Annotated in this window: 24 protein-coding genes; 21 read left to right on the forward strand and 3 right to left on the reverse strand. The window is 66.1% G+C overall.

Annotated elements, in window-relative coordinates:
- Window positions 1-82: 82 nt before the first annotated feature.
- From EO99_RS0113930 to EO99_RS0113940, 3 genes are read left to right on the forward strand one after another with little or no spacing between them, the layout of a single operon-like run.
- Window positions 83-490, forward strand: a complete 408-nt coding sequence (locus EO99_RS0113930; RefSeq protein WP_029619248.1) for a phage major tail protein, TP901-1 family — start codon at window positions 83-85, stop codon at window positions 488-490.
- On the forward strand, window positions 490-870 hold the full coding sequence (locus tag EO99_RS0113935; RefSeq protein ID WP_029619249.1) for a gene transfer agent family protein: 381 nt from the start codon (window positions 490-492) through the stop codon (window positions 868-870). The genes EO99_RS0113930 and EO99_RS0113935 overlap by 1 nt, the downstream gene beginning before the upstream one ends.
- Complete coding sequence (locus tag EO99_RS0113940) at window positions 867-1085, forward strand: rcc01693 family protein (protein WP_029619303.1); 219 nt, start codon at window positions 867-869, stop codon at window positions 1083-1085. Before EO99_RS0113935 ends, EO99_RS0113940 begins: the two co-directional genes overlap by 4 nt.
- Window positions 1086-1121: 36 nt before the next feature.
- Here the strand turns inward: EO99_RS0113940 and EO99_RS0113945 are convergent, their stop codons facing one another.
- Complete coding sequence (locus tag EO99_RS0113945) at window positions 1122-1655, reverse strand: adenylate/guanylate cyclase domain-containing protein (RefSeq protein ID WP_235776817.1); 534 nt, start codon at window positions 1653-1655, stop codon at window positions 1122-1124.
- A 167-nt stretch (window positions 1656-1822) separates the two neighbouring features.
- Window positions 1823-2737 carry a TIR domain-containing protein gene (locus EO99_RS0113950; protein WP_029619251.1) on the reverse strand — a complete coding sequence of 305 codons (915 nt, stop codon included), beginning with the start codon at window positions 2735-2737 and terminating at the stop codon, window positions 1823-1825.
- Between the two features lie 202 nt (window positions 2738-2939).
- Between EO99_RS0113950 and EO99_RS28095 the strand changes: the two genes are divergently transcribed.
- The 18 genes from EO99_RS28095 (at window position 2940) to EO99_RS0114045 (ending at window position 24160) form a co-directional block, all read left to right on the forward strand.
- Window positions 2940-3479: a phage tail tape measure protein gene (locus EO99_RS28095; protein ID WP_029619252.1), complete on the forward strand. Its 540-nt coding sequence runs from the start codon at window positions 2940-2942 to the stop codon at window positions 3477-3479.
- 32 nt (window positions 3480-3511) lie between these two features.
- A complete protein-coding gene (locus tag EO99_RS0113960; protein WP_029619253.1) occupies window positions 3512-4150 on the forward strand; it encodes a DUF2460 domain-containing protein in 639 nt (212 codons plus the stop codon).
- Window positions 4147-5022: a DUF2163 domain-containing protein gene (locus EO99_RS0113965; protein ID WP_029619254.1), complete on the forward strand. Its 876-nt coding sequence runs from the start codon at window positions 4147-4149 to the stop codon at window positions 5020-5022. The genes EO99_RS0113960 and EO99_RS0113965 overlap by 4 nt, the downstream gene beginning before the upstream one ends.
- On the forward strand, window positions 5019-5486 hold the full coding sequence (locus EO99_RS0113970) for an NlpC/P60 family protein (RefSeq protein WP_051679852.1): 468 nt from the start codon (window positions 5019-5021) through the stop codon (window positions 5484-5486). The genes EO99_RS0113965 and EO99_RS0113970 overlap by 4 nt, the downstream gene beginning before the upstream one ends.
- A 318-nt stretch (window positions 5487-5804) precedes the next feature.
- Window positions 5805-9590: a baseplate multidomain protein megatron gene (locus EO99_RS0113980; protein WP_029619256.1), complete on the forward strand. Its 3786-nt coding sequence runs from the start codon at window positions 5805-5807 to the stop codon at window positions 9588-9590.
- Window positions 9591-9605: 15 nt separating this feature from the next.
- Entirely contained in the window at window positions 9606-9815 is a 210-nt protein-coding gene (locus EO99_RS0113985; protein WP_029619257.1) for a hypothetical protein, read from the forward strand.
- A gap of 127 nt (window positions 9816-9942) precedes the next feature.
- Window positions 9943-10203: a hypothetical protein gene (locus EO99_RS0113990; RefSeq protein WP_029619258.1), complete on the forward strand. Its 261-nt coding sequence runs from the start codon at window positions 9943-9945 to the stop codon at window positions 10201-10203.
- A gap of 44 nt (window positions 10204-10247) precedes the next feature.
- The gene (locus EO99_RS0113995; protein WP_029619259.1) at window positions 10248-10919 is read left to right on the forward strand and encodes a response regulator transcription factor; all 672 of its coding nucleotides are present in this window, start codon (window positions 10248-10250) and stop codon (window positions 10917-10919) included.
- 6 nt (window positions 10920-10925) lie between these two features.
- A complete protein-coding gene (locus tag EO99_RS0114000; protein WP_102248683.1) occupies window positions 10926-12329 on the forward strand; it encodes an ATP-binding protein in 1404 nt (467 codons plus the stop codon).
- A gap of 102 nt (window positions 12330-12431) precedes the next feature.
- Window positions 12432-12860, forward strand: coding sequence for an RT0821/Lpp0805 family surface protein (locus EO99_RS0114005; protein WP_029619261.1), 429 nt, complete (start codon window positions 12432-12434; stop codon window positions 12858-12860).
- A gap of 140 nt (window positions 12861-13000) precedes the next feature.
- Window positions 13001-14167, forward strand: coding sequence for a c-type cytochrome biogenesis protein CcmI (gene ccmI, locus EO99_RS0114010; RefSeq protein ID WP_029619262.1), 1167 nt, complete (start codon window positions 13001-13003; stop codon window positions 14165-14167).
- A complete protein-coding gene (gene ccmE, locus EO99_RS0114015) occupies window positions 14164-14619 on the forward strand; it encodes a cytochrome c maturation protein CcmE (RefSeq protein ID WP_029619263.1) in 456 nt (151 codons plus the stop codon). Before ccmI ends, ccmE begins: the two co-directional genes overlap by 4 nt.
- Window positions 14616-16604: a heme lyase CcmF/NrfE family subunit gene (locus EO99_RS0114020; protein ID WP_029619264.1), complete on the forward strand. Its 1989-nt coding sequence runs from the start codon at window positions 14616-14618 to the stop codon at window positions 16602-16604. Before ccmE ends, EO99_RS0114020 begins: the two co-directional genes overlap by 4 nt.
- A gap of 92 nt (window positions 16605-16696) precedes the next feature.
- The gene (locus EO99_RS0114025) at window positions 16697-17203 is read left to right on the forward strand and encodes a cytochrome c-type biogenesis protein (RefSeq protein WP_051679853.1); all 507 of its coding nucleotides are present in this window, start codon (window positions 16697-16699) and stop codon (window positions 17201-17203) included.
- A gap of 138 nt (window positions 17204-17341) precedes the next feature.
- Window positions 17342-18919 carry a Do family serine endopeptidase gene (locus EO99_RS0114030; RefSeq protein ID WP_029619266.1) on the forward strand — a complete coding sequence of 526 codons (1578 nt, stop codon included), beginning with the start codon at window positions 17342-17344 and terminating at the stop codon, window positions 18917-18919.
- Window positions 18920-19075: 156 nt separating this feature from the next.
- Window positions 19076-19765, forward strand: a complete 690-nt coding sequence (locus EO99_RS0114035; protein WP_408002871.1) for a response regulator transcription factor — start codon at window positions 19076-19078, stop codon at window positions 19763-19765.
- Between the two features lie 25 nt (window positions 19766-19790).
- A complete protein-coding gene (locus EO99_RS0114040; protein WP_029619268.1) occupies window positions 19791-21182 on the forward strand; it encodes a sensor histidine kinase in 1392 nt (463 codons plus the stop codon).
- Between the two features lie 26 nt (window positions 21183-21208).
- A complete protein-coding gene (locus EO99_RS0114045; protein WP_029619269.1) occupies window positions 21209-24160 on the forward strand; it encodes a bifunctional [glutamine synthetase] adenylyltransferase/[glutamine synthetase]-adenylyl-L-tyrosine phosphorylase in 2952 nt (983 codons plus the stop codon).
- Here the strand turns inward: EO99_RS0114045 and EO99_RS0114050 are convergent.
- Complete coding sequence (locus tag EO99_RS0114050; RefSeq protein WP_051679857.1) at window positions 24150-26486, reverse strand: PAS domain-containing sensor histidine kinase; 2337 nt, start codon at window positions 26484-26486, stop codon at window positions 24150-24152. The two genes, EO99_RS0114045 and EO99_RS0114050, sit on opposite strands and share 11 nt — an antisense overlap.
- Window positions 26487-26578: the final 92 nt, after the last annotated feature.

Consider the following 26578-nt stretch of genomic DNA (forward strand, 5'->3'; position numbering starts at 1 on the left):
CCCGCGGAGTCGGACAGAAGCGAGATTTCAAAAACATCGGCGCCCGCGACGGCGCCTTTTTCGTTTGCGGAAGGGGACGAGCATGGTGGCGCAGAAGGGCAAGGATCTGCTGCTGAAGATCAGCAATGGCGGGACCTATGTGACGGTGGCGGGGCTCAGGTCCCGGCGGCTGTCGTTCAATGCCGAGACGGTGGATGTGACCGATGCCGAGAGCGCCGGGCGCTGGCGCGAGCTGCTCGGCGGCGCCGGCATCCAGCGGGCCGCGCTGACCGGGGCCGGCATCTTCAAGGACCAGGCGAGCGATGCGCTGGTGCGCGCCGCCTTCTTTGCCGGCACGATCCTCTCCTGGCAGGTGCTGATCCCGGATTTCGGGACGCTGACGGGGCCGTTCCAGATCACCGCACTCGAATATTCCGGCGAGCACAATGGCGAGATCCGCTTCGAACTGGCGCTGGAATCGGCCGGCAGCCTGACGTTTGCGGTGCTCTGATGGCGCCGGGCGGACGGGCGAATGGCGAATGGGCGAACGGCGGGCGGGCGAACCAGCGGCGCGGCGAGGTGGAGGCGGTGATCGACGGCGAGCGCCGGGTGCTGTGTCTTACGCTCGGCAGCCTCGCGGAGCTGGAGACGGCCTTTGGCGCCGGCGACCTGCAGGGGCTGGCGGAACGGTTTTCCTCCGGCCGCATCAGGTCGGTGGACATCATCCGCATCCTCGGTGCGGGCCTGCGCGGCGGCGGCAATCTCTATTCCGACGAGGAGGTGGCGGCGATGAGCGTCGAGGGCGGGCTGCCGGGTGCGGCCGGCGTGGTCGGCGCGCTTTTGGCGGCAACCTTCACCGGGCCGCAGGAGGCCGGCCGCGCGGACCCCTGAGGGCCGCAGCCGGCAAGGGCGCCGAGCCGCAGCCGTTTCCCTGGGAGATGGTGATGCACATGGGCCTCTGCCTGCTGCGGCTTTCCCCGGATGTGTTCTGGCGCCTGACGCCGGTGGAGTTCTTTGCGATGACCGGCGGGTTGCGGCCGCACCCGCCGGGGATGGGGCGGGAGGGGCTGGAGGGGTTGATGGGGCGGTTTCCGGATGGGGGGTAGAGGGGGTGCCCCTTACCTTCTTCCGGCAGGAAGATTCTATGTTAGCGCCCAACGCCATGCAGAACCGTAGATCTCCGACCTATCGTGCCCTGACCAGGTGTACCTTTTCCACATGTCCTGCTTCGGGTTACCGCCGAATTTAGATCTGCCGTTCATCCAATTATAGACGTCCTTTGTTATCCAAGTCCGCTCCGACTGCTTTATTTCAGTAAGTTTAGCAGCATAGTTTGCTGCCCTTCCAACCCACACGATGTCATTATCACCTCGAACACCGGTACGTGCTGCTCTGATGGTACTGGTGTCAATGCCGACGATCTGCCTGACACTGAATGTGTTATCGCTATACTGCTTGTTAAGTGCCGGATTTATGATTTCTTGGACTGCCCAGTTGATTTTTAAGGCACATTGGACAGCAGAGGTGCATTGGTCGCCGCCGATAAAAACTCCCATAGCTCGATCGCCATCGTAAGAGGTAATCGAGCCCCCAGCATCCCTGATGATTTTCCCCGCACAAAAAAGGAAGGTCTTATAGATCTCGGCCGCACGCTGCCAACCAAGGCTGTCAACCATACTTGTTGATGCAGTTAGGTCCGCATAGAGAACTGTCGCTCGATCGAAGACAACTGCGTCATTCGTAAGCTTTAAATCAGTCGGAGCGGGAACGACCCGGCCGTCTCTTGTGTCCCACCGCGTCCGAAACGTTACCGCAGCGTGATCCGTTAACTCGTCGAGCAAGCTCATCCGTTGTTCGGTCCCAAAGTTTTAAAGTGGGTTCGGAGCTTGTTGCAGGCTGATGCTAACAGAGCTGCCATATCCCCTCCAGCTTCAAAACGATAAGGGATAGTTGTGATCCCAGCTAAGTCGCTCGGCAACCGAACTTTTTCATCGCGTGGCTCCATCAAGATAGAACGAGCACGTCCTAGGCGGCCCATGAATAATCCAAGCTCTAAGATTACGTTATCGCGTGGAGCAGGCCAGTCTTGCCCTCGATAAGCCGTCACATCATCAGCATGTGCTACAGCAATCGCAAAGTCAGAATTGTCTATAGCAGATTCCAGCGATTCCATCGTGTAGTTGGCTACACGGAACACGCCGTCGGTCCACACCGTGCAAACAAAGGGGTCGTGCTCGAATGCTTCTTGTATTGCTCTTGCGATAGACAAGCCTTCAACCGAGGAAATTATAAAGACGCGAATCTGGTCGCGGTGGACCTGAACAAGCTTGTTGCGCTCTAGCAATCGACGAGATAGCTCCTGGGCTATGGCACGATAAAGTTGCGGATACCGACTGGCAATCTCAGCGAAATTCGGTTCGCTTACTTTGGCCACTACAGCCGAAGTAAGCACTATCACTGATGCCGACCTTTTTTGCGTCGGCTGTATCGCGGCCATTTCGCCCACGCTGTCTCCCGGCCCCCGAACTCCGACGGATCGGCCATTGACGACGATCTGGAGGGTGCCAGTTAAAACAAAATAGATCTCGTTGGAATCATCGTCTTGCTGGATCAAAACCGATCCCTCGGGATGCTCTTCTACGTCACATCGATCTGCTAACTCTTGTGCAAGAAGATCGCTGCCTTGCACCAACTTCTGCACCGCAAGAGCCTCCACGCGAAGACGCCTTCCGGAGTCACCTTCAAAACGTTCCTTCATGCGATGGCATCTCCCACTCCCGGTAGCAGTCAATCGAAACAGTTACAGCCCTTCAGTTGAATCAGCAACGTTGCAGATCCCATTCACAAAGTTCGGGCATGCGGACGTTTTTGAATATTTGGTCTCTCGGTAGCATGTTCGGAGAATAGCCAAGGCTGGCGGCAGCCCGATAAGCGGCTACCCCAACCGAAAGGACACTCCCATGGAAGACGACGACATCTCGTTCGCCGGCACGCTCGGCGAGGCGGAGCAGCTGGCGGTGGTGATGGCGGATCTGGAGGCGCGGTCGCAGCGGTTCGGGGCGGCGCTGACGGGGGCGCTTCGGTCGGCGGCGGTGGGCGGCAGGGGGCTGGAGGATGTCTTGCGGGGGCTGGGCAGCCGGTTGAGCGATATTGCGCTCTCGGCCGGATTGAAGCCGCTGGAGAATGCGCTGGGCAAGGCGATCGGCGGCATGGTGGGGTCGGTCGTGCCCTTTGCCGAGGGCGGCGTGGTGCGGTCGCCGAGCTTCTTTCCGATGGGCGGTGGCGATCTGGGGCTGATGGGCGAGGCGGGCGCGGAGGCAATCCTGCCGCTCAAGCGCGGGCCGGATGGCGCGCTTGGCGTGGCGGCGGCCGGTGGTGGCGCAGCGCCGCAGATCGTCTTCAACGTGACGGCGGCCGATGCGGCGAGCTTTCGCAGGAGCGAGGGCCAGATCACCGCCATGCTGGCGCGCAGCGTCGGGCGCGGCCAGCGCGGCCTCTAGCGATAATCAACGACGGTGGCGGAGATGCAGCGATGACGGGTTTTCACGAGGTCCGCTTTCCCCTGCGGCTGGCGCTCGGCACCAGCGGCGGGCCGGTGCGGCGCACCGATATCGTCAACCTGTCGAACGGACGCGAGAACCGCAATGCGCGCTGGCGCGGCTCGCGGCGCAGCTATGACGCGGGCTCCGGCATCCGGTCGTTGGCCGACCTCTACGCCGTGCTGGAGTTCTTCGAGGCGCGCGGCGGACGGCTGAACGGTTTTCGCTTTCGCGATCCGCTCGATGCGACGTCGCGGGCGCCCGGCGAGCCTTTGACGGCGACCGACCAGGTGATCGGCACGGGCGACGGCACGACCGCGCGCTTTTCCCTCTCCAAGACCTATGGCGATGCCGGCGGCAGCTGGGTGCGGGCGATCGCCAAGCCGGTGGCGGGCAGCGTGCTGGTCTCGGTCGACGGTGTCGCCAAGGTGCCGGCAAGTTTTGCGGTGGACGCGACGACTGGCCTTGTGACCTTCGTGGCCGGCCATGTGCCGGGGCCAGGCGCCGTGGTGCGCGCCGGCTTCGCGTTCGACGTGCCGGTGCGCTTCGACACCGACCGCATCGAGGTCAACCTCGCGCATTTCGACGCCGGACGCATCCCGACCATTCCGCTGACGGAGATCATGCCATGAGAGAGGTTCCGGCAGCGCTCGCCACCCATCTTTCCGGCGATGCGACCACCACCTGCCATGGCTGGCGGGTGACGCGAAGCGACGGCGTGGTGCTCGGCTTCACCGACCACGACCAGGATCTGGAGTTTGCCGGAACCGTCTTCCGCGCCGCCAGCGGTTTTTCCGGCAGCGCGGTGGAGACGGCGACGGGGCTTGCCGTGAGCGCCGACGAGGTGGCGGGCGGGTTTTCGAGCGAGGCGATCCGCGAGGCGGATCTCGCGGCCGGGCGCTACGACGGCGCCCGGGTCGAGCGCTATCTGGTCAACTGGGCAGAGCCCGAGGCGCACATGCTGCTCGATGTCCGCGAACTGGGCGAGGTGGTGCGCGCCGGCGGCGCCTTCACAGCGGAACTGCGCAGCCTGGCGCATCGGCTGGCGCAGCCGCAGGGCCGCGTCTACAACCGCCGCTGCGATGCCGCGTTCGGCGACACGCGCTGCGGCGTCGATCTGTCGGCCTGGCGGGGGAGCGGGACGGTGGTCTCTGTCTCGGGGATGAGCAGCCTGATCGCTGATGGGCTGGCCGCGTTTGCGGAGGGCTTCTTCGGGCTGGGCGTGCTGGTGCTGGACGACGGGCGACGGATCGACATCGAGACCCACCGCCGACTGCCGGACGGCCGTGCGGAGCTCTCCTTCTGGCTGCCGTTCGACGGCGTGCTGGAGGCGGGGCAGGGCTTCACCGTGACGGCCGGCTGCGACAAGACGTTTTCCACCTGCCGATCGCGCTTCGCAAACCAGCTGAGTTTTCGGGGCTTCCCGCATGTGCCGGGAAGCGATTTCGCCTATTCCTATGCGGCCGGCGAAGGCCAGCACGATGGCGGGCCGATCTTCCGATGAGCGGCCATGGGGCGCAGTCGGGGGAAGCGCTGGGGGCGCGGGTGGTGGCGCTGGCCGAGGGCTGGATCGGCACGCCCTATCGGCATCAGGGAGCGACGAAGGGCGTCGGCTGCGACTGCATCGGGCTCATCCGCGGCATCTGGCGCGAGTTGTACGGCGAGGATCCGGGGCCGGTGCCGCCCTATGCGCCCGACTGGGCGGAGCGGGGCGGCGAGGAACGGTTGCTCGACGCGGGATTGCGGCTATTCGGGCCTGCGTTGCCGATGGGTACGGCCGCTCCCGGTGATCTGCTCCTCTTCCGCTGGCAGAGTGGCTGTGCCGCCAAGCATGCCGGCATCCTGGCCGACGAGCGCCACTTCATCCACGCCTACGAACAGGCGGCGGTGACGCGCTCGGCGCTGGTGCCGTCCTGGCAGCGGCGGATCGCGGCCGTGCACCGGTTTCCGGCTGTTCAGCGAGATTGAAAAATCGCATCAAGTGGCGTATGTTTCCGGAGCGGTGAGCGAGGCGGTAACCTCGCCCACCGTTTTGCTTATGAGAAGAATATGACCCGGACGGCGATTGACCAGCCCGTCCGGGTTTTTCTTATCGTAAGCATGACGCCATTCAGCCTGAGCTTCATAGCATCCTCCTGAGGTTGAGCGCAGGGCCTCTGCCAAGGTCGGTGTGGCCCATCCTCACCGACACGCCGGCTGTTGCGGCGAGGTCTGCTTCTGCTCCCAAACATTTCCAGATTATCACAATCTAAGCGGGCATCCAGGTGGTGCTGCAAGGGGTGACGCATGGCCACCATTCTGCTGCAGGCGGCGGGCGCGGCGCTCGGCGGCGTGTTCGGGCCTGTCGGGGCAATCCTCGGGCGGGCCGCCGGCGGGCTGGCCGGAAGCCTGGTCGACCAGGCGCTGATCAACGGCGGACGGACGGTGTCCGGCGCCAGGCTGGCGACGGCGCGGATACCGGGGGCCGACGAGGGCGCGGCGATCAGCCGGGTCTACGGCACGGCGCGGATCGGCGGCACGCTGATCTGGGCAACACGCTTCGAGGAGGAGGTGCGGCGCGAGCGCTCCGGCGGCAAGGCGACCGGGCCGAAGGTGGAGACCTTTCGATATTACGCCAATCTCGCCGTCGGGCTCTGCGAAGGGCAGATCGCCGGGGTGCGGCGTGTCTGGGCCGATGGCCGGGAACTCGACCTGACAGGCATCGAGATGCGCGTCCATCGCGGCGACGAGGCGCAATTGCCCGATCCGCTGATCGAGGCGAAGCAGGGGGCGGGAAACGCGCCGGCCTACCGCGGGCTCGCCTATGTCGCCTTCGAGCGCCTCCCGCTCGACGCCTTCGGAAACCGCATTCCGCTCCTACAGTTCGAGGTGCTGCGGCCGGTCGGCGCGCTCGAGCGGCAGATCCGGGCGGTGACCATCATTCCGGGCGCGACCGAGCATGGCTATTCGACGGATCAGGTGACGGAGAAGACCGGCGAGGGCAGTGCCCGGATCATGAACCGCCACGTGCTGACGGCCGGTACCGACTGGCAGGCGTCGCTCGACGAGCTGACGGCGCTGTGTCCGAACCTGGAGCGCGTGGCGCTGGTGGTTGCCTGGTTCGGAACGGATTTGAGGGCAGGCCAATGCCGGATCGTGCCGGGCGTCGAGACGGCGCATCGGGACGAGGAGAGTGCAGCCTGGTCCGTGGCGGGGATGGCGCGCGAGGAGGCCCATCTCGTCAGCACCTACGACGGCGGGCCCGCCTATGGTGGCACGCCGAGCGACGTTAGCGTGCGGCAGGCTATCGCCGATCTGAAGGCGCGGGGGCTGGAGGTCTATCTCTATCCCTTCGTGATGATGGACATCCCGCAGGGCAATGGTCTGCCTGACCCCTATGGCGGCGCGGAGCAGGCGAGCTACCCCTGGCGCGGCCGCATCACCTGCCATCCGGGACCGGGCCGGCCGGGCAGCGCCGATCGGACAGCCGTGGCGCGGGCGCAGGTTCAGGCGTTTTCGCAAGGGGCGGAAGGCTACCGGCGGATGGTGCTGCATTATGCGCAGCTGGCGATCTCGGCCGGCGGCGTCGATGGCTTCCTGCTCGGCTCCGAGCTGCGCGGGCTGACGCAGCTGCGCGATGGAACGGGCGCCTTTCCCTTTGTCGAGCAGCTGGTGCAGCTCGGGGCCGAGGTGCGGGCGATCCTCGGGCCGCAGACGAAGCTGACCTATGGCGCCGACTGGAGCGAGTACTTCGGATACCAGCCGCAGGACGGCTCGGGCGACCATTTCTTCCACCTCGATCCGCTCTGGGCCTCCACGGCGATCGATGCCGTCGGCATCGACAACTACATGCCCCTGTCCGACTGGCGCGATGGCGACCTGTCGGAGGCCAATCCGGACGGCTTTCGCGTGCCCGACGACCTTGCGGCCCTGCAGGCGCAGATCACGGCGGGCGAGGGGTTCGACTGGTATTATGCCAGTGATGCGGACAGGAGTGCGCGCATCCGCACGCCGATCACCGACGGTGCGGCGGGCAAGCCCTGGGTGTTTCGCTTCAAGGACATTGCCGCCTGGTGGGGCAACCGGCACTATAACAGGGTGGCCGGCGTCGAGGTGGCACAGCCGACGGCCTGGCAGCTGCGGATGAAGCCGGTCTGGTTCACCGAGCTTGGTTGTGCTGCGGTCGACAAGGGGGCAAACCAGCCGAATGTCTTCGTCGACCCGAAGTCGGCTGAGAGCGCGGCGCCGCATTTTTCGAGCCGCGCCCGGTCCGACGCCACGCAGCGCCGGTTCCTCGAGGCCCATCACCGGCACTGGAGCGCACAGGCGCCCGCCGGTCCCGTAGATCCGAGCCGGCTGTTTGCCTGGACCTGGGATGCACGGCCCTATCCGGCCTTTCCTTCCAACATTTCGGTCTGGAGTGACGGCGGCCACTGGCGTGCCGGTCATTGGCTGAACGGGCGTTTGGGCGCGACGACGCTCGCGGATGCGATCGCCGCGATCCTGACCGATCATGGTTTTGCGGATTTCGACGTGTCCGAGGTGACGGGCGACCTCACCGGCTATGTGCAGGCGGAGGTGACGTCGGCACGGGCGCTCCTGTCGCCGCTGCTCGACGTCTTCCGCGTCGATGTCGTGGAGGATGCCGGGCGGCTGCGGTTTCGTTCGCGCGGTGCCGCCAGCATGCCGGCGCATGCGGTGGAGGTGCTGGCCGACGTCGAGGACGCGCCGCTGTGGACCGAGGCGCGCGGCCACGACAGCGATTTTGCCGCCGAGGTGGTGATCGGCTCCTACAATCCCGCCCTCGACTACGAACAGGCCAGCGCCCGTTCGCGGCGGACGCGGACCGGCAGCCAGCGGGTGCTGTCCTATGATCTGCCGGCGGTGCTGGCGGAGGAGACGGCGCTCGCCGCCGCCGAGGCCGCTGTCCGCGACCAGTGGATCTCGCGCCGCAGCCTCAGCCTGGCCCTGTCGCCGGCGGAGATCGGACTGCAGCCCGGCGACGTGATCCGTCTGCCGGAGCTCGCTGGCACCTTCATCGTCAGCCGCCTGGAGGAGGGCGACACGCGCCGCATCGAGGCGCGCCAGAACGCCGCCTGGACGCCCTCGGCGCCGATCGGCGACAGCGGCCAGCCGGGCGACGGCGGTTCGGCGTCGGACGGCTTCGCGCCGCTTCTCCACCTTCTCGACCTGCCGCGCTTCACGAGCGGTGCCGGTGAAAGCTTTGCGCGGGCGGCGGGCCTGTGTCGGCCCTGGCAGCGCATCCTGCTGTCATCGTCGAGTACGACCGAAGGTTATGCGCTGCGGGCGGCGCTCGATCGTCCGGCCCGGATTGGTCGTTTGGCGCAGCCGCTCCTGCCGGGGACTGTCTCCGGGCGCTTCGACCGAGGCTCGTCCCTTGAACTGGACCTCTTCTTCGGCGGCCTCTCGTCGGCGGCTGCGCCTGCGGTCCTGGCCGGAGAGAACCGGCTGGCGCTGCGGGCCGCGAATGGTGCCTGGGAGATCCTGGCCTTCGCCGAGGCCGAGGAAATCGCGCCGAACCGCTGGCGGCTGGGCTCGCTGCTGCGGGGGCTGGCGGGGACGGAGGATGCCATGGCGTCAGGTGCGATGGTTGCCGCGCCCGTCGTGCTGCTGGACGAGGCGGTGGTGCCGCTCGGGCTGACGGCGGAGGAGCGGGGGCGCAGCCTGAACTGGCTGGCGGAAGGGACGACTGCATCGGTCGGCCGCGTGGGGCCAATCGCCTTTGCCGGTGGCCTGCGGGCGCAGACGCCGCTGGCGCCGGTGCATCTGCGTGCCAGGCGCGGTGACGCCGGCATTGCGATGTCCTGGGTGCGCCGCGGACGGATCGAGGCGGACGATTGGGACGCGGCCGAGATTGCGCTCGACGAGGCGGAGGAGGGTTACCGAATCGATATCCTCGATGGATCTTCGGTCCGTCGCACGGCGGATGTTACGGCACCGCGCTTCTTCTACGACGAGGCGCTGGAGCTTGCCGATTTCGGCGCGCTGCAGACGAGCCTCGCGATCCGGATCCGCCAGAAAGGCCGCGTGGTCCCGCTGGGGCTGCCGGCGCAGGCGATGTTTTCATTGTAAGCAAAGGAGAAGGGCATGGATGGAACGAAGCAGTGGTACCGGTCGAAGACCGTCTGGGGTGCATTGATTGCCGTGGGCGCTTCGCTGCTGCAGGCGGCGGGCGTCGAGCTGACGCCGGATGTGCAAAACGATCTTGCCGATCTGGCGATTGCAGCCGCCGGGATCATCGGCGGCGGACTGTCGATCTACGGACGGATCTCGGCCAGCGCCGCCATCGGGCGCTGACCGACGGTCAGACGATGGGCGGGAACAACCTTACCGCCCATTCATTTGCCATTCAGGCGGTCTTCGTTACATACTCTGCCATGTAATTGGATCCGACCGATCCACTCTGACCATGGACTGAAAAACGATGGCGCGACTGCCGATCCCAGCGATGATTATCGCCGGCCTTGCCGGTCTGACGGCCCTCGGACCGGCCACGGCACAGGACTATCTGGTTCTCGCCGCAGCCGATTGCGGTTCCGCAGCCTCCCGTGTCGTCAGCGACACCGGCGGCCAGCTCTTGTCCGCCCAGCCTTCCTCGGATGGCCAGACCTGCGTCGTCACCGTTCTGGTGCAGGGCAATGGCAATGAACGCCCGCGCAAGGTAACGGTGCGGGTACCGATGTAGGAAGGGACGGCGGCCTGGCGGCTGCTGCAAGGGGTAGGCGGACAATGCGCATTCTCGTGGTCGAAGACGACATCAACCTCAATCGCCAGCTTGCCGACGCGCTGAAGGAAGCGGGCTATGTCGTGGATCAGGCCTTCGACGGCGAAGAAGGTCACTATCTTGGCGAGACGGAGCCCTATGATGCCGTCATCCTCGACATCGGCCTGCCCCTGATCGACGGCATCACCGTCGTCGAGAAGTGGCGCGCCGAAGGCAAGGGGATGCCGGTGCTGATGCTGACCGCGCGCGACCGCTGGAGCGACAAGGTCGCCGGCATCGACGCCGGCGCCGACGACTATGTCGCCAAGCCGTTCCACGTCGAGGAAGTCCTGGCCCGGGTGCGGGCGCTGATCCGCCGCGCCGCCGGCCATTCCTCCTCGGAGCTGACCTGCGGCCCCGTCCGTCTCGACACCAAAGCCTCGAAGGCGACGGTCGACGGCACGCCCTTGAAGCTCACCTCCCACGAATTCCGGCTGCTCTCCTACCTGATGCACCACATGGGCGAGGTGGTGTCGCGCACGGAGCTCGTCGAGCACATGTACGACCAGGACTTCGACCGTGACTCCAACACGATCGAGGTCTTCGTCGGCCGGCTGCGCAAGAAGCTCGGCGTCGACCTGATCGAGACCGTGCGGGGGCTCGGCTACAGGATGCAAGCTCCCTCCGAAGCCGGCTGACGGATGATCGGGTCCCGGTCTCTCACCGCCCGCGTCCTCCTGCTCGCCACCCTGTGGTCGGGCGTCGCCCTCGTGGTGATCGCGCTGGTTATCTCGGCGCTCTACCGGCAGTCTGCCGAGCGCGCCTTCACCGACCTGCTGCGCGCCCAGCTCTACAACGTCATCAATTCCGTCTCGATCGGCGAGAACAACAGCCTCGTTGGCAACCCGCAGCTCGGCGACCTGCGCTATTCGCAGCCGGAGACCGGCTGGTACTGGATCATCGAGCCGCTCGGCACCTTTGCCGCCGCGCCGCTTGCCTCCTCGTCGCTTGGCGTCTCCAAGATTGTCGTCCCCTCGATCCTCACCGTTCCCTTCAACAACCGATACGAGCGCTTCTATCCGGTCACCGACGCCTTCGGAAACAGCGTGCTGGTGGCGGAGACGGAGGTGGTGCTCGATAGCGAGGGGCGGGCAGCCCGTTTCCGGGTCGCCGGCAATCTCGATGCGATGGAGGAGGACATCAGTGCCTTCGACCGCAGCCTCTATCTCGCGCTCTTCGTCTTCGGCGTCGGCAGTCTGATCGTCAACGGCGGCGCCATCCTCTTCGGCCTGCAGCCGCTCGACCGGGCCCGCCGCGCGCTGGGCAAGATCCGCCGCGGCGAGGCGGAGCGGCTGGAAGGCGAATTTCCCCGGGAAATCCTGCCACTGGTCAACGAGGTCAATGCGCTGATCGAGAGCAACCGGCGCATCGTTGACCGCGCCCGCATGCAGGTGGGCAATCTTGCCCATTCCCTGAAGACGCCGCTGGCGGTCCTCATCAACGAAGCCCGCTCGCTCGATTCATCGCAGCAGGAACTGATCAAGTCGCAGGCCGAGGCGATGCAGGCGCAGGTGCAATCCTACCTCAACCGCGCGCGCATTGCCGCGCAGCGGGAATCGGTTCTGGTGCGCACGGAGGTCGGACCCGTTCTCGAACGCCTCGTGCGGGTCATGCGCCGTCTCAACCCGGACAAGGAGTTTCACCTCTCCGTCGAGCCGGGCTGCGTGCTGGCGATGGAGCAGCAGGACGTCGAGGAAACGGTGGGAAATCTCCTCGAAAACGCCGCCCGTTTCTGCCGCTCCGGCGTCTGGCTGAGCGCGGTGCCGACCGCCGACGCCCGCGGCATCGAAGGCGTCGAAGGCGTTCGCCGGACCTGGCTGGAGGTTGTCGTGGAAGACGATGGTCCGGGACTCGATCCGGAGCAGGCGGACGAAGCGATGAAGCGCGGGCGCAGGCTCGACGAAAGCCGCCCCGGCGCGGGGCTGGGCCTGTCCATCGTGCGGGAGATCGCCAGCGAGTACCAGGGCCTGTTCGAGCTCGACCGCGGCGGACGCGGCGGCCTGCGCGCGGTGCTGATCCTGCCGTCGGTGACAAAGGATGTTGCCTGATGCAGGCAAACACGCCATATCGCCTTAATGATGCCACGCTGGAACATCGTAAGTGCCTGCGCATTGCCAGAAAGATCCCCTATGCGAACCGGTAGCCAACAGATGCACTCGACCCGTCTCCATCATGCTGTCTCGACCCTCCTCGTTGCCGGTCTGCTTGCTGGCTGCACGACCTCGACGGGAAATCGGAGCGGTGCCACAGGCTTTGGCTCCTCCCGCTCGTCCTCGGCGCAGTATATTTCCGCATTGCAGGGCGGCATCGTCAGCCGCAGCGGCGTGACGATCGGCGACAGCGACCGGTCGCGGGCGCTGGAAGCGGAATACCGGGCACTGGAAGCAGCTCCCGGCGGCCAGCCGGTGGCATGGACCGGCCGTGGCGTCAGTGGTCAGGTGGTTGCGGCAGCACCCTATCAGGTCGGATCGCAGAACTGCCGGCAATACACCCACACCGTCGTCAGCGACGGTCGTGAGGCCAAGGCCCGCGGCGCCGCCTGCCGCAACACCAACGGCACCTGGACGCCGCTCAGCTGACGATTTGACATAAATCATGGCCGCACGCGGGACGAGGGGCCACAGAGGACGCGGAATGGATTGCGGCGAAACGCCTCAAATCCGCGTCATGAGCCGTTCGGCAGTTGGAAAGACCGGGCGGTTCAAGTAATTGGACCCTTATGTTTTTGTGGATCATCCTTGCCTGTCTGACGGCTGCCGTGGCGGCAGTGATGCTCGTAACGCTTGCGCGCGGCGCAAAGCCGGCGGCGGACGACCGCGCCGGCGAGATCGCCGTCTACAAGGATCAGCTCGCCGAACTCGAACGCGACCGCAATCTCGGGCTGATCAGCGCCGAGGACGCAGGCTATGCAAAGGCCGAGATTGGCCGGCGCCTGCTCTCGGCTGCCGGCGATGCCCAGGCCGACGGTGCCCAAGGCACGCGGCGCGGGATGACCGTGGCCGGGGTCTTCGTCGTTCTGCTGGTGCCGATCGTCAGTCTCTCGGCCTATGTAACGCTCGGCAGCCCGCAGCTGCCGGACCAGCCGTTGGCCGCGCGCCTTGCCAATCCGGGAAACAACATGGCGCTGCTCGTCGCCAAGGCGGAGCGGCATCTCGCCCAGAACCCCAACGATGGCGCCGGCTGGGATCTCCTGGCGCCGATCTATTTCCGTGCGATGCGGCTGGCGGACGCCGAGCTTGCCTATCGCAACGCCATCCGCCTCGTCGGCACGAGCCCCGAGCGGCTGTCCGGGCTTGGCGAAACGCTGATCGCCGCCAGTGACGGGATCGTGACGGAGGATGCGCGGCTGGCCTTCGAGGAGAGCCTGCGCCTTTCGCCGGACAATCCGCGCGCTCGCTTCTATCTGGCGCTGGCGCTGGAGCAGGCCGGTCGCCGTGACGAAGCGCGGGCAGCCTTCGAAGCGATCGCCGAGGCTTCGCCGGCCGACGCGCCCTGGATGGAGCTCGTCCAGCAGCATATTGCCGCAAACGGCGGCGAGGCCGCGCCGCCGCCGGCTGCAGCCGTGCCCCCTGCAGCCGTCAGCCAGGGCCCCGGCGGGCCGACGCCCGACGACCTTGCCGCGGCGCAGGAGATGTCCGGCGCCGAGCGGCAGGAGATGATCCGCGGCATGGTGGAGAGCCTCGCTGCACGGATGCAGGAGGATCCCGACAATCTCGAGGGCTGGCTCCGGCTGATCCGGTCCTATGCGGTGCTGGGCGACCGGGAGAAGGCGACCGAGGCGCTGAACGCCGGCCTCAAGACCTTCCCGGCCGACGGTGACGAGGGACGGCAGCTGGTCGCGCTGGCGCGCGAGGTTGGGCTTTCCGTCGATGGAGTGACGCAATGACACGCAAACAGAAGCGGCTGACAATCATCGCCGGGGGCATGAGCTTCATCATCGCTGCCGTGCTTCTGGTGATGTTCGCCTTCAGCCAGTCGGTCGCCTATTTCTTCATGCCGGCGGATCTCGCGACGACCGAGGTGTCACCCGGCACCCGCATTCGCCTCGGCGGACTGGTCGCCGAAGGCTCCGTCAAGCGCGGCGAAGGCTCGACCGTCACCTTCGCCGTCACCGACGGATCTGGGACGGTGCCAGTCAGCTACACCGGCATCCTGCCGGACCTGTTCCGCGAGGGGCAGGGCGTGGTGACCGAGGGCGCTTTCGACGCGGTGACCCATTCCTTCGTTGCCGATACGGTGCTGGCCAAGCATGATGAGAACTACATGCCCAAGGAAGTGGCCGACCGCCTGAAGGAACAGGGGGTCTGGAAGGAAGAGGGCGAGGCAGCGACCCAATGATCATCGAGATTGGCCATTATGCGCTGGTGCTGTCGCTTGCGACCGCGCTGATCGTCTCCACGGTGCCGGCGATCGGTGCATGGCGCCGCGACTCGGCGATGATGGGGCTGGCCCCCGTCGCCTCGCTGACCATGTTCGTGCTGGTGCTGATTGCCTTCGGCGCCCTGACCTGGGCCTACGTCGTCTCCGACTTCTCGCTGCGCAACGTCTGGGAGAACTCCCATTCGCTGATGCCGGTCGTCTACAAGGTGTCCGGCGTCTGGGGCAACCACGAAGGCTCCATGCTGCTGTGGCTGCTGATCCTGACGTTCTTCAGCGCGCTGGTGGCCCTCTTCGGCCGCAACCTTCCGGACACGCTGCGCGCCAACGTGCTGGCGGTGCAGGCCTGGATCTCCACAGCCTTCATGCTGTTCATCCTGCTCACCTCCAACCCGTTCCTGCGCCTCAACCCGGCGCCGGCGGAAGGCCAGGACCTGAACCCCGTGCTGCAGGATCCGGGGCTGGCGATCCATCCGCCGCTTCTCTATCTCGGCTACGTCGGCTTTTCCGTCTGCTTCTCGTTTGCCGTCGCAGCCCTCATGGATGGCCGCATCGACGCCGCCTGGGCGCGCTGGGTGCGGCCCTGGACGCTCGCCGCCTGGACCTTCCTGACCGCCGGCATCGCCATGGGCTCATACTGGGCCTATTATGAACTCGGCTGGGGCGGCTGGTGGTTCTGGGATCCGGTCGAAAACGCCTCCTTCATGCCGTGGCTCGCCGGCACGGCGCTCCTGCATTCGGCGCTGGTGATGGAAAAGCGCGAGGCGCTGAAGATCTGGACCGTGCTCCTGGCGATCATGACCTTCTCGCTGTCGCTGCTCGGCACCTTCCTCGTCCGCTCCGGCGTTCTGACATCCGTGCACGCCTTTGCGACCGACCCGACCCGCGGCATCTTCATCCTCTGTATCCTGATGCTGTTCATCGGCGGCGCCTTCGCCCTGTTTGCCTGGCGGGCGCCGATGCTGAAGTCCGGCGGCCTGTTTGCGCCGGTCTCGCGCGAAGGGGCGCTCGTCCTCAACAACCTGATCCTGACGGTCGCGACCGCGACGGTCCTGATCGGCACGCTCTATCCGCTGGTGCTGGAAACACTGACCGGCGAGAAGATCTCGGTCGGTGCGCCCTTCTTCAATCTGACCTTCGGGCTCTTGATGATCCCGCTGCTGGTCGCCGTCCCCTTCGGGCCAATGCTGGCCTGGAAGCGCGGCGATGCGCTCGGCGCGCTTCAGCGGCTCTACGTGGCGGCGGGCCTGGCGCTGGTTGCGGGGCTTGCCCTCTACTACGTCGAGAACGGCGGTCCGGTCATGGCCGTCTTCGGCATGGCGCTCGGCTTCTGGGGGATGTTCGGCGCGCTCGCCGACCTCTGGAACAGGGCAAACTTCGGCAAGCTGCCGTTCAACATCGCCTGGCGCCGGCTGGTCGGCCTGCCGCGCTCGGCCTTCGGAACGGCACTGGCGCATTTCGGACTCGGCGTGACGGTGCTCGGCATCGTCGTGGTCACCACCTTCGAAACGGAAACCGTGCTCGAGATGCAGCTCGGTTCGTCAGCGGACGTCGGCGGCTACACGATCGTCTTCGACGGCATGCGCGATGCGGTCGGTCCGAACTACACCGAGGAGCGCGGCCACTTCACCGTCAGCCAGGGCGGTGTCGCCGTGGCGGACACCTGGTCCTCGAAGCGGATCTATACGGCCCGCCAGATGCCGACCACGGAGGCCGGCATCCTCACCTTCGGCTTCAGCCAGCTCTACATTTCGCTCGGCGATCCGATGTCGGACGGCGGCATCGTCGTGCGCGTCTGGTGGAAGCCCTTCATCCTCTGCATCTGGGGCGGCGCGCTGGTCATGATGATCGGCGGCTTCGTATCGCTGTCCGATCGCCGCCTGCGGGTCGGTGCGCCGCGTCGCAAGGCGAAGCCCGTGCCGGCTGCAATGGAGCCGGCGGAATGAGGAAAGAGAACCCCTCCCCAACCCCTCCCCACAAGGGGGAGGGGCTTCACTGCCCGCTCGAGGCTTCGACGAACCGGCGAGGCGTTGCCGCCTTGTCTTTCCCCCCTTGTGGGGGAGATAGCCGGCAGGCGAGAGGGGGCGTAGTTGCGCTCTTCGTCCTTCTCCTCACACTCCTCCTCAATCCCCTCCCGGCGCTCGCCGTCAATCCCGACGAGATCCTCGCCGATCCGGTTCTCGAAGAGCGGGCCCGTGATCTCTCCGCGCAACTGCGCTGCATGGTCTGCCAGAACCAGTCGATCGACGATTCCAATGCGGAGCTTGCCCGCGACCTGCGCGTCCTCGTCCGCGAGCGGCTGGTGGACGGCGACAGCGACGAGGAAGTGATCGACTACGTCGTCTCGCGCTACGGCGAATTCGTGCTGCTGAAGCCGCGGCTGTCGGTGCGCACGGTGCTTCTTTGGGGCGCGCCTGTCGTGCTCCTGTTGCTCGGGGGGCTCGTTCTGGTGCTGATGGCGCGGGGACGTCTGAAGCCGCGCCAGCCTTCGGTGCTGACCCCGGAGGAAGAGGCGCGCCTCGACGATCTGGTCGGCAAGCAGTAACGCCCGCTCCCCGAACATTACAAACAATTCATCCCCCTGACACCTGCAGTTAAGGTGAGGCTCCCTATATCTCTCTCATCCACCGCCCACCCGGGAACTCCCGGTGACAACCCAATTGAAGAGAAGAAGGTAGCCCCAATGCAAAACAGCAAACCTGGACGTTCGAACCTCAAGACGGTTCTCAAGGCCTCGACGGTTGCCGGTCTTGCGGCCGTCATGCTGTCTACCGGCATCCCGGCGCAGGTCGTTCAGTCGTTCGCCGAGCCCGTCAAGGTCGAGGCGCCGCAGGCCCCGAGCTTCGCGGATGTCGTTGCCGCAGTTTCGCCTGCGGTTGTCTCCGTTCGCGTCCAGTCCGAGGCGCAGCCCGTTTCCGACAACGGCAGCAATTTCAGTTTCAACTTCAACGGCCAGGGCTTCGAAGACCTGCCGGACGATCACCCGCTGAAGCGGTTCTTCCGCGATTTCGGTGGCCAGATGCCCGGTGGCCGTGGTGACGGCCGTGACGGCGACCGCGCCGAACGCAGCCCGCGTGGCGGCGACGACAACCGCCCGCAGCGCCTGCGTCCGACCTCGCAGGGCTCCGGCTTCTTCATCTCCGAAGACGGTTACCTCGTCACCAACAACCACGTCGTCTCCGACGGCGCCGCCTTCACCGTCGTCATGGACGATGGCACCGAGCTGGATGCCAAGCTGATCGGCAAGGACAGCCGCACCGACCTCGCGGTTCTGAAGGTCGATGCCAACCGCAAGTTCACCTACGTCAACCTTGCCGACGACACCAAGGTGCGCGTCGGTGACTGGGTCGTCGCCGTCGGCAACCCCTTCGGTCTCGGCGGTTCGGTGACTGCAGGCATCATCTCCGCCCGTGGCCGTGATATCGGTTCGGGTCCCTATGACGACTACATCCAGATCGACGCGGCCGTGAACCGCGGCAACTCCGGCGGCCCGGCCTTCAACCTCGAGGGCGAAGTGATCGGCATCAACACCGCGATCTTCTCGCCGTCCGGCGGCAACGTCGGCATCGCCTTCGCGATCCCCGCATCCGTAGCCAGGGACGTGGTTCAGGACCTGATCGACGACGGCAAGGTGGAGCGTGGCTGGCTCGGCGTGCAGATCCAGCCGGTCAACAAGGACATCGCCGAATCGCTCGGCCTGTCCGAGGCCCAGGGTGCGCTCGTCGTGGCCCCGCAGGAAGGCTCTCCGGGCCAGAAGGCCGGCATCAAGGAAGGTGATGTGATCACCGCCGTCAACGGCGACCCGATCAAGGACGCCCGTGATCTTGCCCGCAAGGTTGCGCAGTTCGGTCCCGACACCAAGGTCGACGTGAGCGTGTGGCGTGATGGCAAGTCGCAGGACATCGCCGTGACGCTGGGCAATCTCGCCAGCGAAGACGCTGCCAGCGCCGAACCGGTCGAGCCCGACGCCCCCGTGCCTTCGTCTGAAAAGGCGCTGTCCAGCCTCGGCATCACCGTTGCTCCGGCCGATAACGGCACCGGCCTTGCCGTGACGGAAGTCGATCCGGACTCCGAGGCGGCAGCCCGCGGCCTGCGGGCCGGCGAAAAGATCGTCTCGGTCAACAACCAGTCCGTCACGGACGCCGGCGACATCGAGGACGTGATCGATCAGGCCCGCAAGGATGGCCGCACCCGTGCGCTCTTCCAGGTCGAGTCCGAGCGCGGCAGCCGCTTCATCGCCCTGCCGATCAACGAAGGCTGATCCTTCCAGGCAGCATTCGAAAGGGGCACCGCCGGCGACGTCGGTGCCCCTTTTTTCTTTTCTCCGATGGTCTGCAGTTGAAGGAGTGACACGATGGAGACCTCCACCCGCCCCGACCTCAGCGAATCCGATGGTGCAAAAAGGCCGGCGGACGCTATGGTGTCGCACATGAAGATTCTGGTGATCGAAGACGACCTCGAGGCTGCGGCCTACATGACCAAGGCCTTTCGCGAAGCCGGCATCGTCGCGGACCATGCCAGCGACGGCGACAGCGGCCTCTTCATGGGGACCGAGAACAGCTACGATGTGATGGTCATCGACCGCATGCTGCCGCGCCGCGACGGGCTTTCCGTCATCAGCGAGCTGCGCAAGCGCGGCGTCAACACGCCGGTGCTGATCCTCTCGGCGCTCGGGCAGGTCGACGACCGCGTCACCGGGCTTCGCGCCGGCGGCGACGACTACCTGCCGAAGCCCTATGCCTTCAGCGAGCTTCTGGCCCGCGTCGAGGTGCTGGGCCGCCGCAAGGGCGCGCCCGAGCAGGACATGGGATACCGCGTCGGCGACCTCGAGCTCGACCGGCTGTCCCACGAGGTGCGCCGCGCCGGCAAGGAGATCCCGCTGCAGCCGCGCGAATTCCGGCTGCTCGAATACCTGATGAAGAACGCCGGCCAGGTGGTGACCCGCACCATGCTTCTGGAGCATGTCTGGGACTACCACTTCGATCCGCAGACGAATGTCATCGACGTGCACGTCTCGCGGCTGCGCTCCAAGATCGAGCGGGACTTCGACAAGCCGCTCCTGAAGACGATCCGCGGCGCCGGCTACATGATCAAGGACGAGGTCTGAGCGCGTGCTGACCCGGTTTCGCCTGATGTTCCGCTCCACGGCCGTCCGTCTGTCGGGGCTCTATATCCTGCTGTTTGCGATCTGCGCCGCCTTCCTCGTCTTCTACGTGACGGCCATGTCGGAACGCATCCTGGCGCAGCAGACCCGTGACAACCTCGTCCAGGAGGTCAGCGACATCCAGCGCGCCTTCGATCGCGGCGGCCTGAACGGCATGCTGCGCATCATGGAGCGACGCGCCCGCCAGCCGGGCGCCAACCTCTATGTCGTCGCGGGACCGAACGGCGAGATCGTGGCGGGCAACGTCGCCTCGCTGCAGCCGGGCGTCCTCGACGAACAGGGCTGGACGCGGTTTCCCTTTTCCTATCGGCCGTTCTCCGAGGCAGGCTCCGGCCGCGAGCATATGGCGATCGCCAATGTCGTCGTCATGGACAACGGGCTGCGGGTGATGATCGGCCGCGACCTCGGCGAGCCGGGTCGCTTCCGCGGCATCGTCCGCCGCGCGCTGATGGTGGCGCTGACGATCATGGGCATCGGCGCCCTGTTCATCTGGTTCGGCATCGGCCGCAACGCCTTGAAACGCATCGACCGCATGTCGGGTGCAAGCCAGAAGATCATGGCCGGCGACCTGTCGCAACGCCTTCCGGTTGGCCGCTCCGGTGACGAGTTCGATCGCCTGTCGGAATCGCTGAATGCCATGCTGGGCCGGATCGAGCGGCTGAACGAAGGCCTTCGCCAGGTATCCGACAATATCGCCCACGACCTCAAGACGCCGCTGACGCGGCTGCGCAACAAGGCGGCCGACGCGCTGAACGAGGACGATGCCGCCCACCGCCGCGTGGCGCTCGAAGGCATCATCGCCGAATCCGACCAGCTGATCCGCACCTTCAACGCGCTGCTGATGATCTCGCGGGTCGAGGCCGGGTCGATCGTCGCCGAGATGTCGGACATCGACCTTTCGGCCATCTCTGCCGACAGCTGTGAGCTCTACGAGCCGGCGGCGGAGGAGGCGGGGCTGACACTGGAGACCGCAATCGAGCCCGGGCTGAAGATCCGCGGCAATCGCGAGCTGATCGGCCAGGCGATGTTCAACCTTCTCGACAATGCCATCAAATATTCCGCCGGAAGCAAGGGCGAGCCGACGCTTCGCGTCGTGCTGTCCGCCGACGCCGAGAGCGTGCGCCTGTCGGTCTGCGACAACGGACCGGGCGTGCCGCCCGACAAGCGCGGGGAAGTGGTCAAGCGCTTCGTCCGGCTGGATGCCAGCCGTTCGAAGCCGGGCACCGGTCTCGGCCTGTCGCTGGTCGAGGCCGTGATGGAATTGCATGGCGGCGCGCTGGTGCTGGCCGCCACCCATCCGGAGGACGCCGAGGCACCCGGTCTCACCGCGACCATGGTATTTCCCGTCCGAAGACCCTAGAAAGGGTCGGCAGACGGGAGGATGCCGTGGAAGAGACTGCAAGATACCTGAAGGACGTCGAGGCCGACGTCATCCGGCCGTTGAGCCAGGCCGAGGCCAAGAGCGCGGTTGCGCTTTTGAAGGATGCCGCCAAGCAGGAGCCGGCGATCGCCGACCTCATGGCTGGCGATACACCGCTGAAACCGTTCCTGATCGCCGCCCTGACGCTTTCCCCCTATCTGCGCGACAGCGCGGCGGCCTCGCCGCAGCTGATCGCCGCTGCCCTCTCAGACCCGCTGGAGACGGTGCTGGAGGGGCTGATCGCCACCGCGCGCGATTGCTGGAAGCCCTCAGACGGAAAGACACCCACCGAGACGGAGGTGATGGCGTCGCTGCGGAGAGCCAAGCGCAGCCTCTCCTTTGTCGTGGCATTGGCCGATCTCGGCCGCATCTTCTCCGCCCGCGACACCACACTCTACCTCAGCCGGTTTGCCGACGCGGCGGTGGCCGCGGCCATCGATCACCTGCTGCTGGCTGGCCACGAGAGCGGCAAGGTCGTCCTCAAGGATGTGGAGCGACCGAGCGAGAGATCCGGCCTGATCGTCATCGGCATGGGCAAGCTCGGCGGTCACGAGCTCAACTATTCCTCCGACATCGACATCGTCGTCTTCTTCGATCCCGACAGCGGCATCCTTGTCGACCCGGTCGACGGGACGGAAATCTACGGCCGTATGATGCGCCGCCTGGTGCGCATCCTGCAGGAGCGCACCGCCGACGGCTATGTCTTCCGCACCGATCTCCGGCTTCGGCCCGATCCCGGCTCGACGCCGCTGGCGGTGCCGGTCGAGGCGGGGCTTCTCTATTACGAGAGCCGCGGCCAGAACTGGGAACGGGCGGCCTTCATCAAGGCCCGTGCCATGGCCGGCGACATTGCCGCGGGCGAGGATTTCCTGCGCCAGCTGGTGCCCTTCGTTTTCCGCAAGTATCTCGACTATGCGGCGATCTCCGACATCCACTCGATCAAGCGGCAGATCCATGTCCACAAGGGGCACGGGGCGATCGCGGTCAAGGGTCACGACGTCAAGCTCGGCCGCGGCGGCATTCGCGAGATCGAGTTCTTCGCCCAGACGCAGCAGCTGATCGCCGGCGGCCGCATGCCGCCGCTCAGGACCCGCCAGACCGAGGTGGCGCTGAAGGCGCTGGCGGAGGCGAACTGGATCACGCAGGACATCGCCGCCGAGATGACCGAGGCTTACTGGTTTCTGCGCGATGTCGAGCACCGCATCCAGATGGTCCGCGACGAGCAGACTCACAATCTGCCGGACACCGAGGCGGAGCTGAAGCGCATCGCCTTCATGCTGGGCTTTGCCGATACAGCGAGCTTCTCCGCCAAGCTGGAACGCACGCTGAGGTCCGTCGAGAGGCGCTATGCGCGCCTCTTCGAGCAGGAGACGAAACTGTCCGGCGTCGAGGGCAATCTCGTCTTCACCGGCGAGCAGGACGATCCGGGCACGTTGAAGACGCTGGCGTCGCTCGGTTTCGAGCGACCGGCCGACATGGCGCGCGTGATCCGCACCTGGCACTACGGCCGCTACCGCGCCACCCAGTCGGTGGAAGCGCGCGAGCGGCTGACGGAGATGATGCCCAAGCTCCTGAAGGCCTTCGGCGAAAGCAGCCGCGCCGACGAGGCGATGCTGCGCTTCGACAGCTTCCTCTCAGGGCTGCCGGCGGGCATCCAGCTGTTCTCGCTGATCGGCAACAACCCGGCGCTGCTCTCGCTGATCGTCCGGGTGATGTCGTCGGCACCCCGGCTTGCCGACATCATCGCGTCGCGGCCGCATGTCTTCGACGGCATGCTGGATCCCGCGCTGATGGCGGAACTGCCGACCCGCGACTACATGGCCGAACGGCTGCGAAGCTTCCTGACGGTCGCCCGCCACTACGAGGAGGTGCTCGACCGGCTGCGCATCTTTGCCGCCGAACAGCGCTTCCTGATCGGCATCCGTCTCCTGACGGGCGCCATCGACGGCGCCGAGGCCGGCCGCGCCTTCACCGATCTGGCCGACCTCCTGATCGAGCAGACGCTGACGGCGGTGGAGCGGGAGATCGAGGCGGCGCACGGGCACTATCCCGGCGGCCGCGTGGCGCTGATGGGCATGGGCAAGCTCGGCAGCTTCGAGCTGACGGCGGCGTCCGACGTCGACGTCATCCTGCTCTACGACTACGACGACGAGGCCTCCGAATCCGACGGCGAAAAGCCGCTCGACGCGACGCGCTACTACACGCGCCTGACGCAGCGGCTGATCGCGGCGCTCTCGGCCCCGACGGCCGAAGGCGTGCTCTTCGAGGTCGACATGCGCCTGCGCCCCTCCGGCAACAAGGGGCCGGTCGCCACCCGCATCAGGGCCTTCCGCAAGTATCAGCAGGAAGAGGCCTGGACCTGGGAGCACATGGCGCTGACGCGGGCACGCATGGTCGCCGGCGACGAGGATCTCGGCGACGAGACCTGCGCCGTCATCGCCGAAGTTCTCGACAGGCCAGCCGATGTCGCGAAAATTGCAGCCGACGTGCGCGAGATGCGCGACCTGATCGAGAAGGAGAAGCCGCCGCGCGACATCTGGGATCTGAAGCTCATCCCCGGCGGGCTGATCGACATCGAGTTCATCGCGCAGCACCTGCGGCTGGTGGCGCCCGCGAAGGGGCTTGCGATCGACACCCATGGGCTGACCACGAGGGAGGCCCTGCAGGCCCTAGGAGCCGAGATGATGACGGATGACGACCTTCAGACGGTTCTCGAAGGTCTTTCTCTGTTCACGGAGCTCTCGCAGATCATCCGCCTCTGCATCGACGGACCCTTCGTGCCCAAGGAGGCTCCGGCGGGTCTCGTCGAGCGCGTCTGCCGGGCAGGGGACTGCCCCGACATCAAGACGCTCGAAGGCGAGGTGAAGCGGCTGTCGAAGGCGGTGCGGGCGGTATTCCGGAAGACGGTCAGCGCATAGCGCGGGCAGCCACGGCGAAGCTTGGCTGCTCCGGCATGCTGACCGACACGACCGTGCCCTTGCCGACGCAGGAGCGGATGCGCATGGAGCCGCCGTGCAGCGCCACCAGGGAGCGCGAGATCGCCAGGCCGAGGCCCGAGCCGCCCTTGCTCTTGGCATACTGGCTCTGCACCTGTTCGAAAGGCTGGCCGATCTTGCCCATGGCTGCCTTCGGGATGCCGATGCCGGTGTCGGCAATGGTCAGCAGCACGCCGGATTCCGACCGGCGGGCCCGCACGATGATGCGGCCGCCCTCGTTGGTGAACTTCACCGCATTCGACAGGAGGTTGAGCATGACCTGCTTCATCGCCCGTCTGTCGCCGGCCATCCCGAGATCGGGGCACAGGCTCTGCTCGATCGAGATATTCTTGTCTTCGGCGGCGATCGACGTGAGGCGCAGGCTTTCCTCGATCAGCGGCGCGAGATCGATCGCCTCGCACTGGATCTTCATGTGCCCGGCCTCGATCTTCGACATGTCGAGGATGTCGTTGATGACGTTGAGCAGGTGCTTGCCGCTGTCATGGATGTCGCGGGCATATTCGCCGTATTTCGGCGAACCGACCGGGCCGAACATCTGGTTGGCGAGAATTTCGGAGAAGCCGAGGATGGCGTTGAGCGGCGTGCGCAACTCATGGCTCATGTTGGCGAGGAATTCGGACTTCGCCTTGTTGGCGGCCTGGGCCCGTTCCTTCTCCGACTGATAGTTGGCATTGGCGGTCGACAGCTCTTCCTTCTGCCGCTCCAGCTTCTTCTGCGAGGCGGAGAGGTCGCTGATCGTCGCCATCAGGCGCCGCTCGGATTCGCGCAACCGCTCCTGATGGCGCTTCATCACCGTGATGTCTGTTCCGACCGACACCATGCCGCCATCGCGGGTGCGCCGTTCGTTGATCTGCAGCCAGCGTTCGTCCGCAAGCTGGACCTCTGTGGTGCGCGAAAGACCGTTGTTGTCCGGGTCGGCGATCCGTCGCTCGATCACCGGACGCGAGGCCGAAGCCTTCACGACGGCCTTCTCGGTGCCGGGGACGAGCACGCTGTCGGGCAGCCCGTAGGCCTGCTGGAAGTGAGCATTGCACATCACCAGCCGGTCGTTCTTGTCCCAGAGGACGAAGGCTTCCGAGGTGCATTCGATGGCGTCCGCCAGCCGCTGGTCGGCTTCCGCATAGCGCTGCGCCAGACGATGCTGCTCGGTGACGTCCATGGCGATGCCGATCACATGGGTGCGGCCGCTGGCGCTGCGGGTCACTTGGGCGCGCGCCCGCATCCAGACATAGTGGCCGGCGGCGTGACGCATGCGAAACACCTGGTCGACCTGCTTGGCATTGCCGCGGCTGATGGCGCGCGCCAGAGCATAGAGATTGCCGTCGGTCGGGTGCATCATCCGGGCAGCGTCCGCGAAGGAGAGGACGTTGCCGGCGGGCGGCAGGCCGAGCATCTCGTACATCGAGCCGGACCAGAACAGACGCCGGTTGGCGACATCGAAGTCCCAGAGGCCGCAGCGGCCGCGCGACAGCGCCGTCTCGATGCGCAGGTTGGCTTCCAGGAAGGTTTCATCGGCCTCGCGGGCCCGCTTCACCTGCATGTAGTAGGCATAGAGGATGACCAGCAGGATGGCGGAGATGCAGGCAAACAGCGTGACGTTGAGGGAGACTTCGTGGCGCCAGAAATAGTGCACAGAGGCAAGCGAGCTGGCGGCGACGATCAGGCCGCCGTCATTGCCGACCGCCTGGATGGCCGCGTAATGCCGCTCGCCGCCGATCGAGGTCTCGATCAGGCCGGAGACGCCGAAGCGGCGCAGCGCCGCGGTTTCCGGCAGCACCGCCGACAGCTGGCGGCCGACGAAGGAAGAGGCGGCTGAGCCGCCGAAGATCGTGCCGTTCGGGTCCACGAGAAGCAGGAAGGCGTCCGGGTGCAGGTTCGGCGGGATGAAGCTGGCGAGGCGGGTTTCCGCCGCCGCGCGATCGCCGGTGCTGATCGCCACGTCCTCTCCGGAAAAGGCGGCCGCGGCGGTCGCGGCGAGAAGCGAGGTTGCCTGGCGGGCACTCTCCTGCATGCGGTCGAATTCCGACACCAGGCCGAGGCTGCGCGAGGTGGCGACCACCGCAAGAAAGGCGAGGATGAGCAGCGGAATGGAGCGCTTCAGCACCAGTTCGACGCGCGGCATCTGCCGGGAAATCGGCGTCACGGTCAGATCGGGCTTCGACCCGAAAAGGTCGGCAGCCCGTTTCATTCCCGGAAATTTTAGACGCAGCAATCCCTCGCCGACGGTCACCCGTCGCACGTCCGCCATCGTTTTCATCTGACCCCTCATGGAAATTCGGCGCACCGCTCGCCCGAATCTGACTCAATGAATCACGAGTGATTCGCCGTGTCCAGAGTTTT

The sequence above is a fragment of the Pseudorhizobium marinum genome (genome assembly GCF_000705355.1).
GTDB lineage: Bacteria > Pseudomonadota > Alphaproteobacteria > Rhizobiales > Rhizobiaceae > Neorhizobium > Neorhizobium pelagicum.

Excerpts from the sequence above, each read along its gene's own strand:
- EO99_RS0113970 (WP_051679852.1), top strand. The coding sequence starts at position 5,019 with ATGAGCGGCCATGGGGCGCAGTCGGGGGAAGCGCTGGGGGCGCGGGTG.
- EO99_RS0113960 (WP_029619253.1), top strand. The coding sequence starts at position 3,512 with ATGACGGGTTTTCACGAGGTCCGCTTTCCCCTGCGGCTGGCGCTCGGC.
- EO99_RS0113995 (WP_029619259.1), top strand. The coding sequence starts at position 10,248 with ATGCGCATTCTCGTGGTCGAAGACGACATCAACCTCAATCGCCAGCTT.
- EO99_RS0113980 (WP_029619256.1), top strand. The coding sequence starts at position 5,805 with ATGGCCACCATTCTGCTGCAGGCGGCGGGCGCGGCGCTCGGCGGCGTG.
- EO99_RS0113945 (WP_235776817.1), bottom strand. The coding sequence starts at position 1,655 with ATGGTTGACAGCCTTGGTTGGCAGCGTGCGGCCGAGATCTATAAGACC.
- EO99_RS0114035 (WP_408002871.1), top strand. The coding sequence starts at position 19,076 with ATGGTGTCGCACATGAAGATTCTGGTGATCGAAGACGACCTCGAGGCT.
- EO99_RS0114050 (WP_051679857.1), bottom strand. The coding sequence starts at position 26,486 with ATGGCGGACGTGCGACGGGTGACCGTCGGCGAGGGATTGCTGCGTCTA.
- EO99_RS0113985 (WP_029619257.1), top strand. The coding sequence starts at position 9,606 with ATGGATGGAACGAAGCAGTGGTACCGGTCGAAGACCGTCTGGGGTGCA.
- EO99_RS0114020 (WP_029619264.1), top strand. The coding sequence starts at position 14,616 with ATGATCATCGAGATTGGCCATTATGCGCTGGTGCTGTCGCTTGCGACC.
- EO99_RS0114030 (WP_029619266.1), top strand. The coding sequence starts at position 17,342 with ATGCAAAACAGCAAACCTGGACGTTCGAACCTCAAGACGGTTCTCAAG.
- EO99_RS0113965 (WP_029619254.1), top strand. The coding sequence starts at position 4,147 with ATGAGAGAGGTTCCGGCAGCGCTCGCCACCCATCTTTCCGGCGATGCG.
- EO99_RS0114040 (WP_029619268.1), top strand. The coding sequence starts at position 19,791 with ATGTTCCGCTCCACGGCCGTCCGTCTGTCGGGGCTCTATATCCTGCTG.
- EO99_RS0113990 (WP_029619258.1), top strand. The coding sequence starts at position 9,943 with ATGGCGCGACTGCCGATCCCAGCGATGATTATCGCCGGCCTTGCCGGT.
- EO99_RS28095 (WP_029619252.1), top strand. The coding sequence starts at position 2,940 with ATGGAAGACGACGACATCTCGTTCGCCGGCACGCTCGGCGAGGCGGAG.
- ccmI (WP_029619262.1), top strand. The coding sequence starts at position 13,001 with ATGTTTTTGTGGATCATCCTTGCCTGTCTGACGGCTGCCGTGGCGGCA.
- EO99_RS0113930 (WP_029619248.1), top strand. The coding sequence starts at position 83 with ATGGTGGCGCAGAAGGGCAAGGATCTGCTGCTGAAGATCAGCAATGGC.
- EO99_RS0113950 (WP_029619251.1), bottom strand. The coding sequence starts at position 2,737 with ATGAAGGAACGTTTTGAAGGTGACTCCGGAAGGCGTCTTCGCGTGGAG.
- EO99_RS0113935 (WP_029619249.1), top strand. The coding sequence starts at position 490 with ATGGCGCCGGGCGGACGGGCGAATGGCGAATGGGCGAACGGCGGGCGG.
- EO99_RS0114005 (WP_029619261.1), top strand. The coding sequence starts at position 12,432 with ATGCACTCGACCCGTCTCCATCATGCTGTCTCGACCCTCCTCGTTGCC.
- ccmE (WP_029619263.1), top strand. The coding sequence starts at position 14,164 with ATGACACGCAAACAGAAGCGGCTGACAATCATCGCCGGGGGCATGAGC.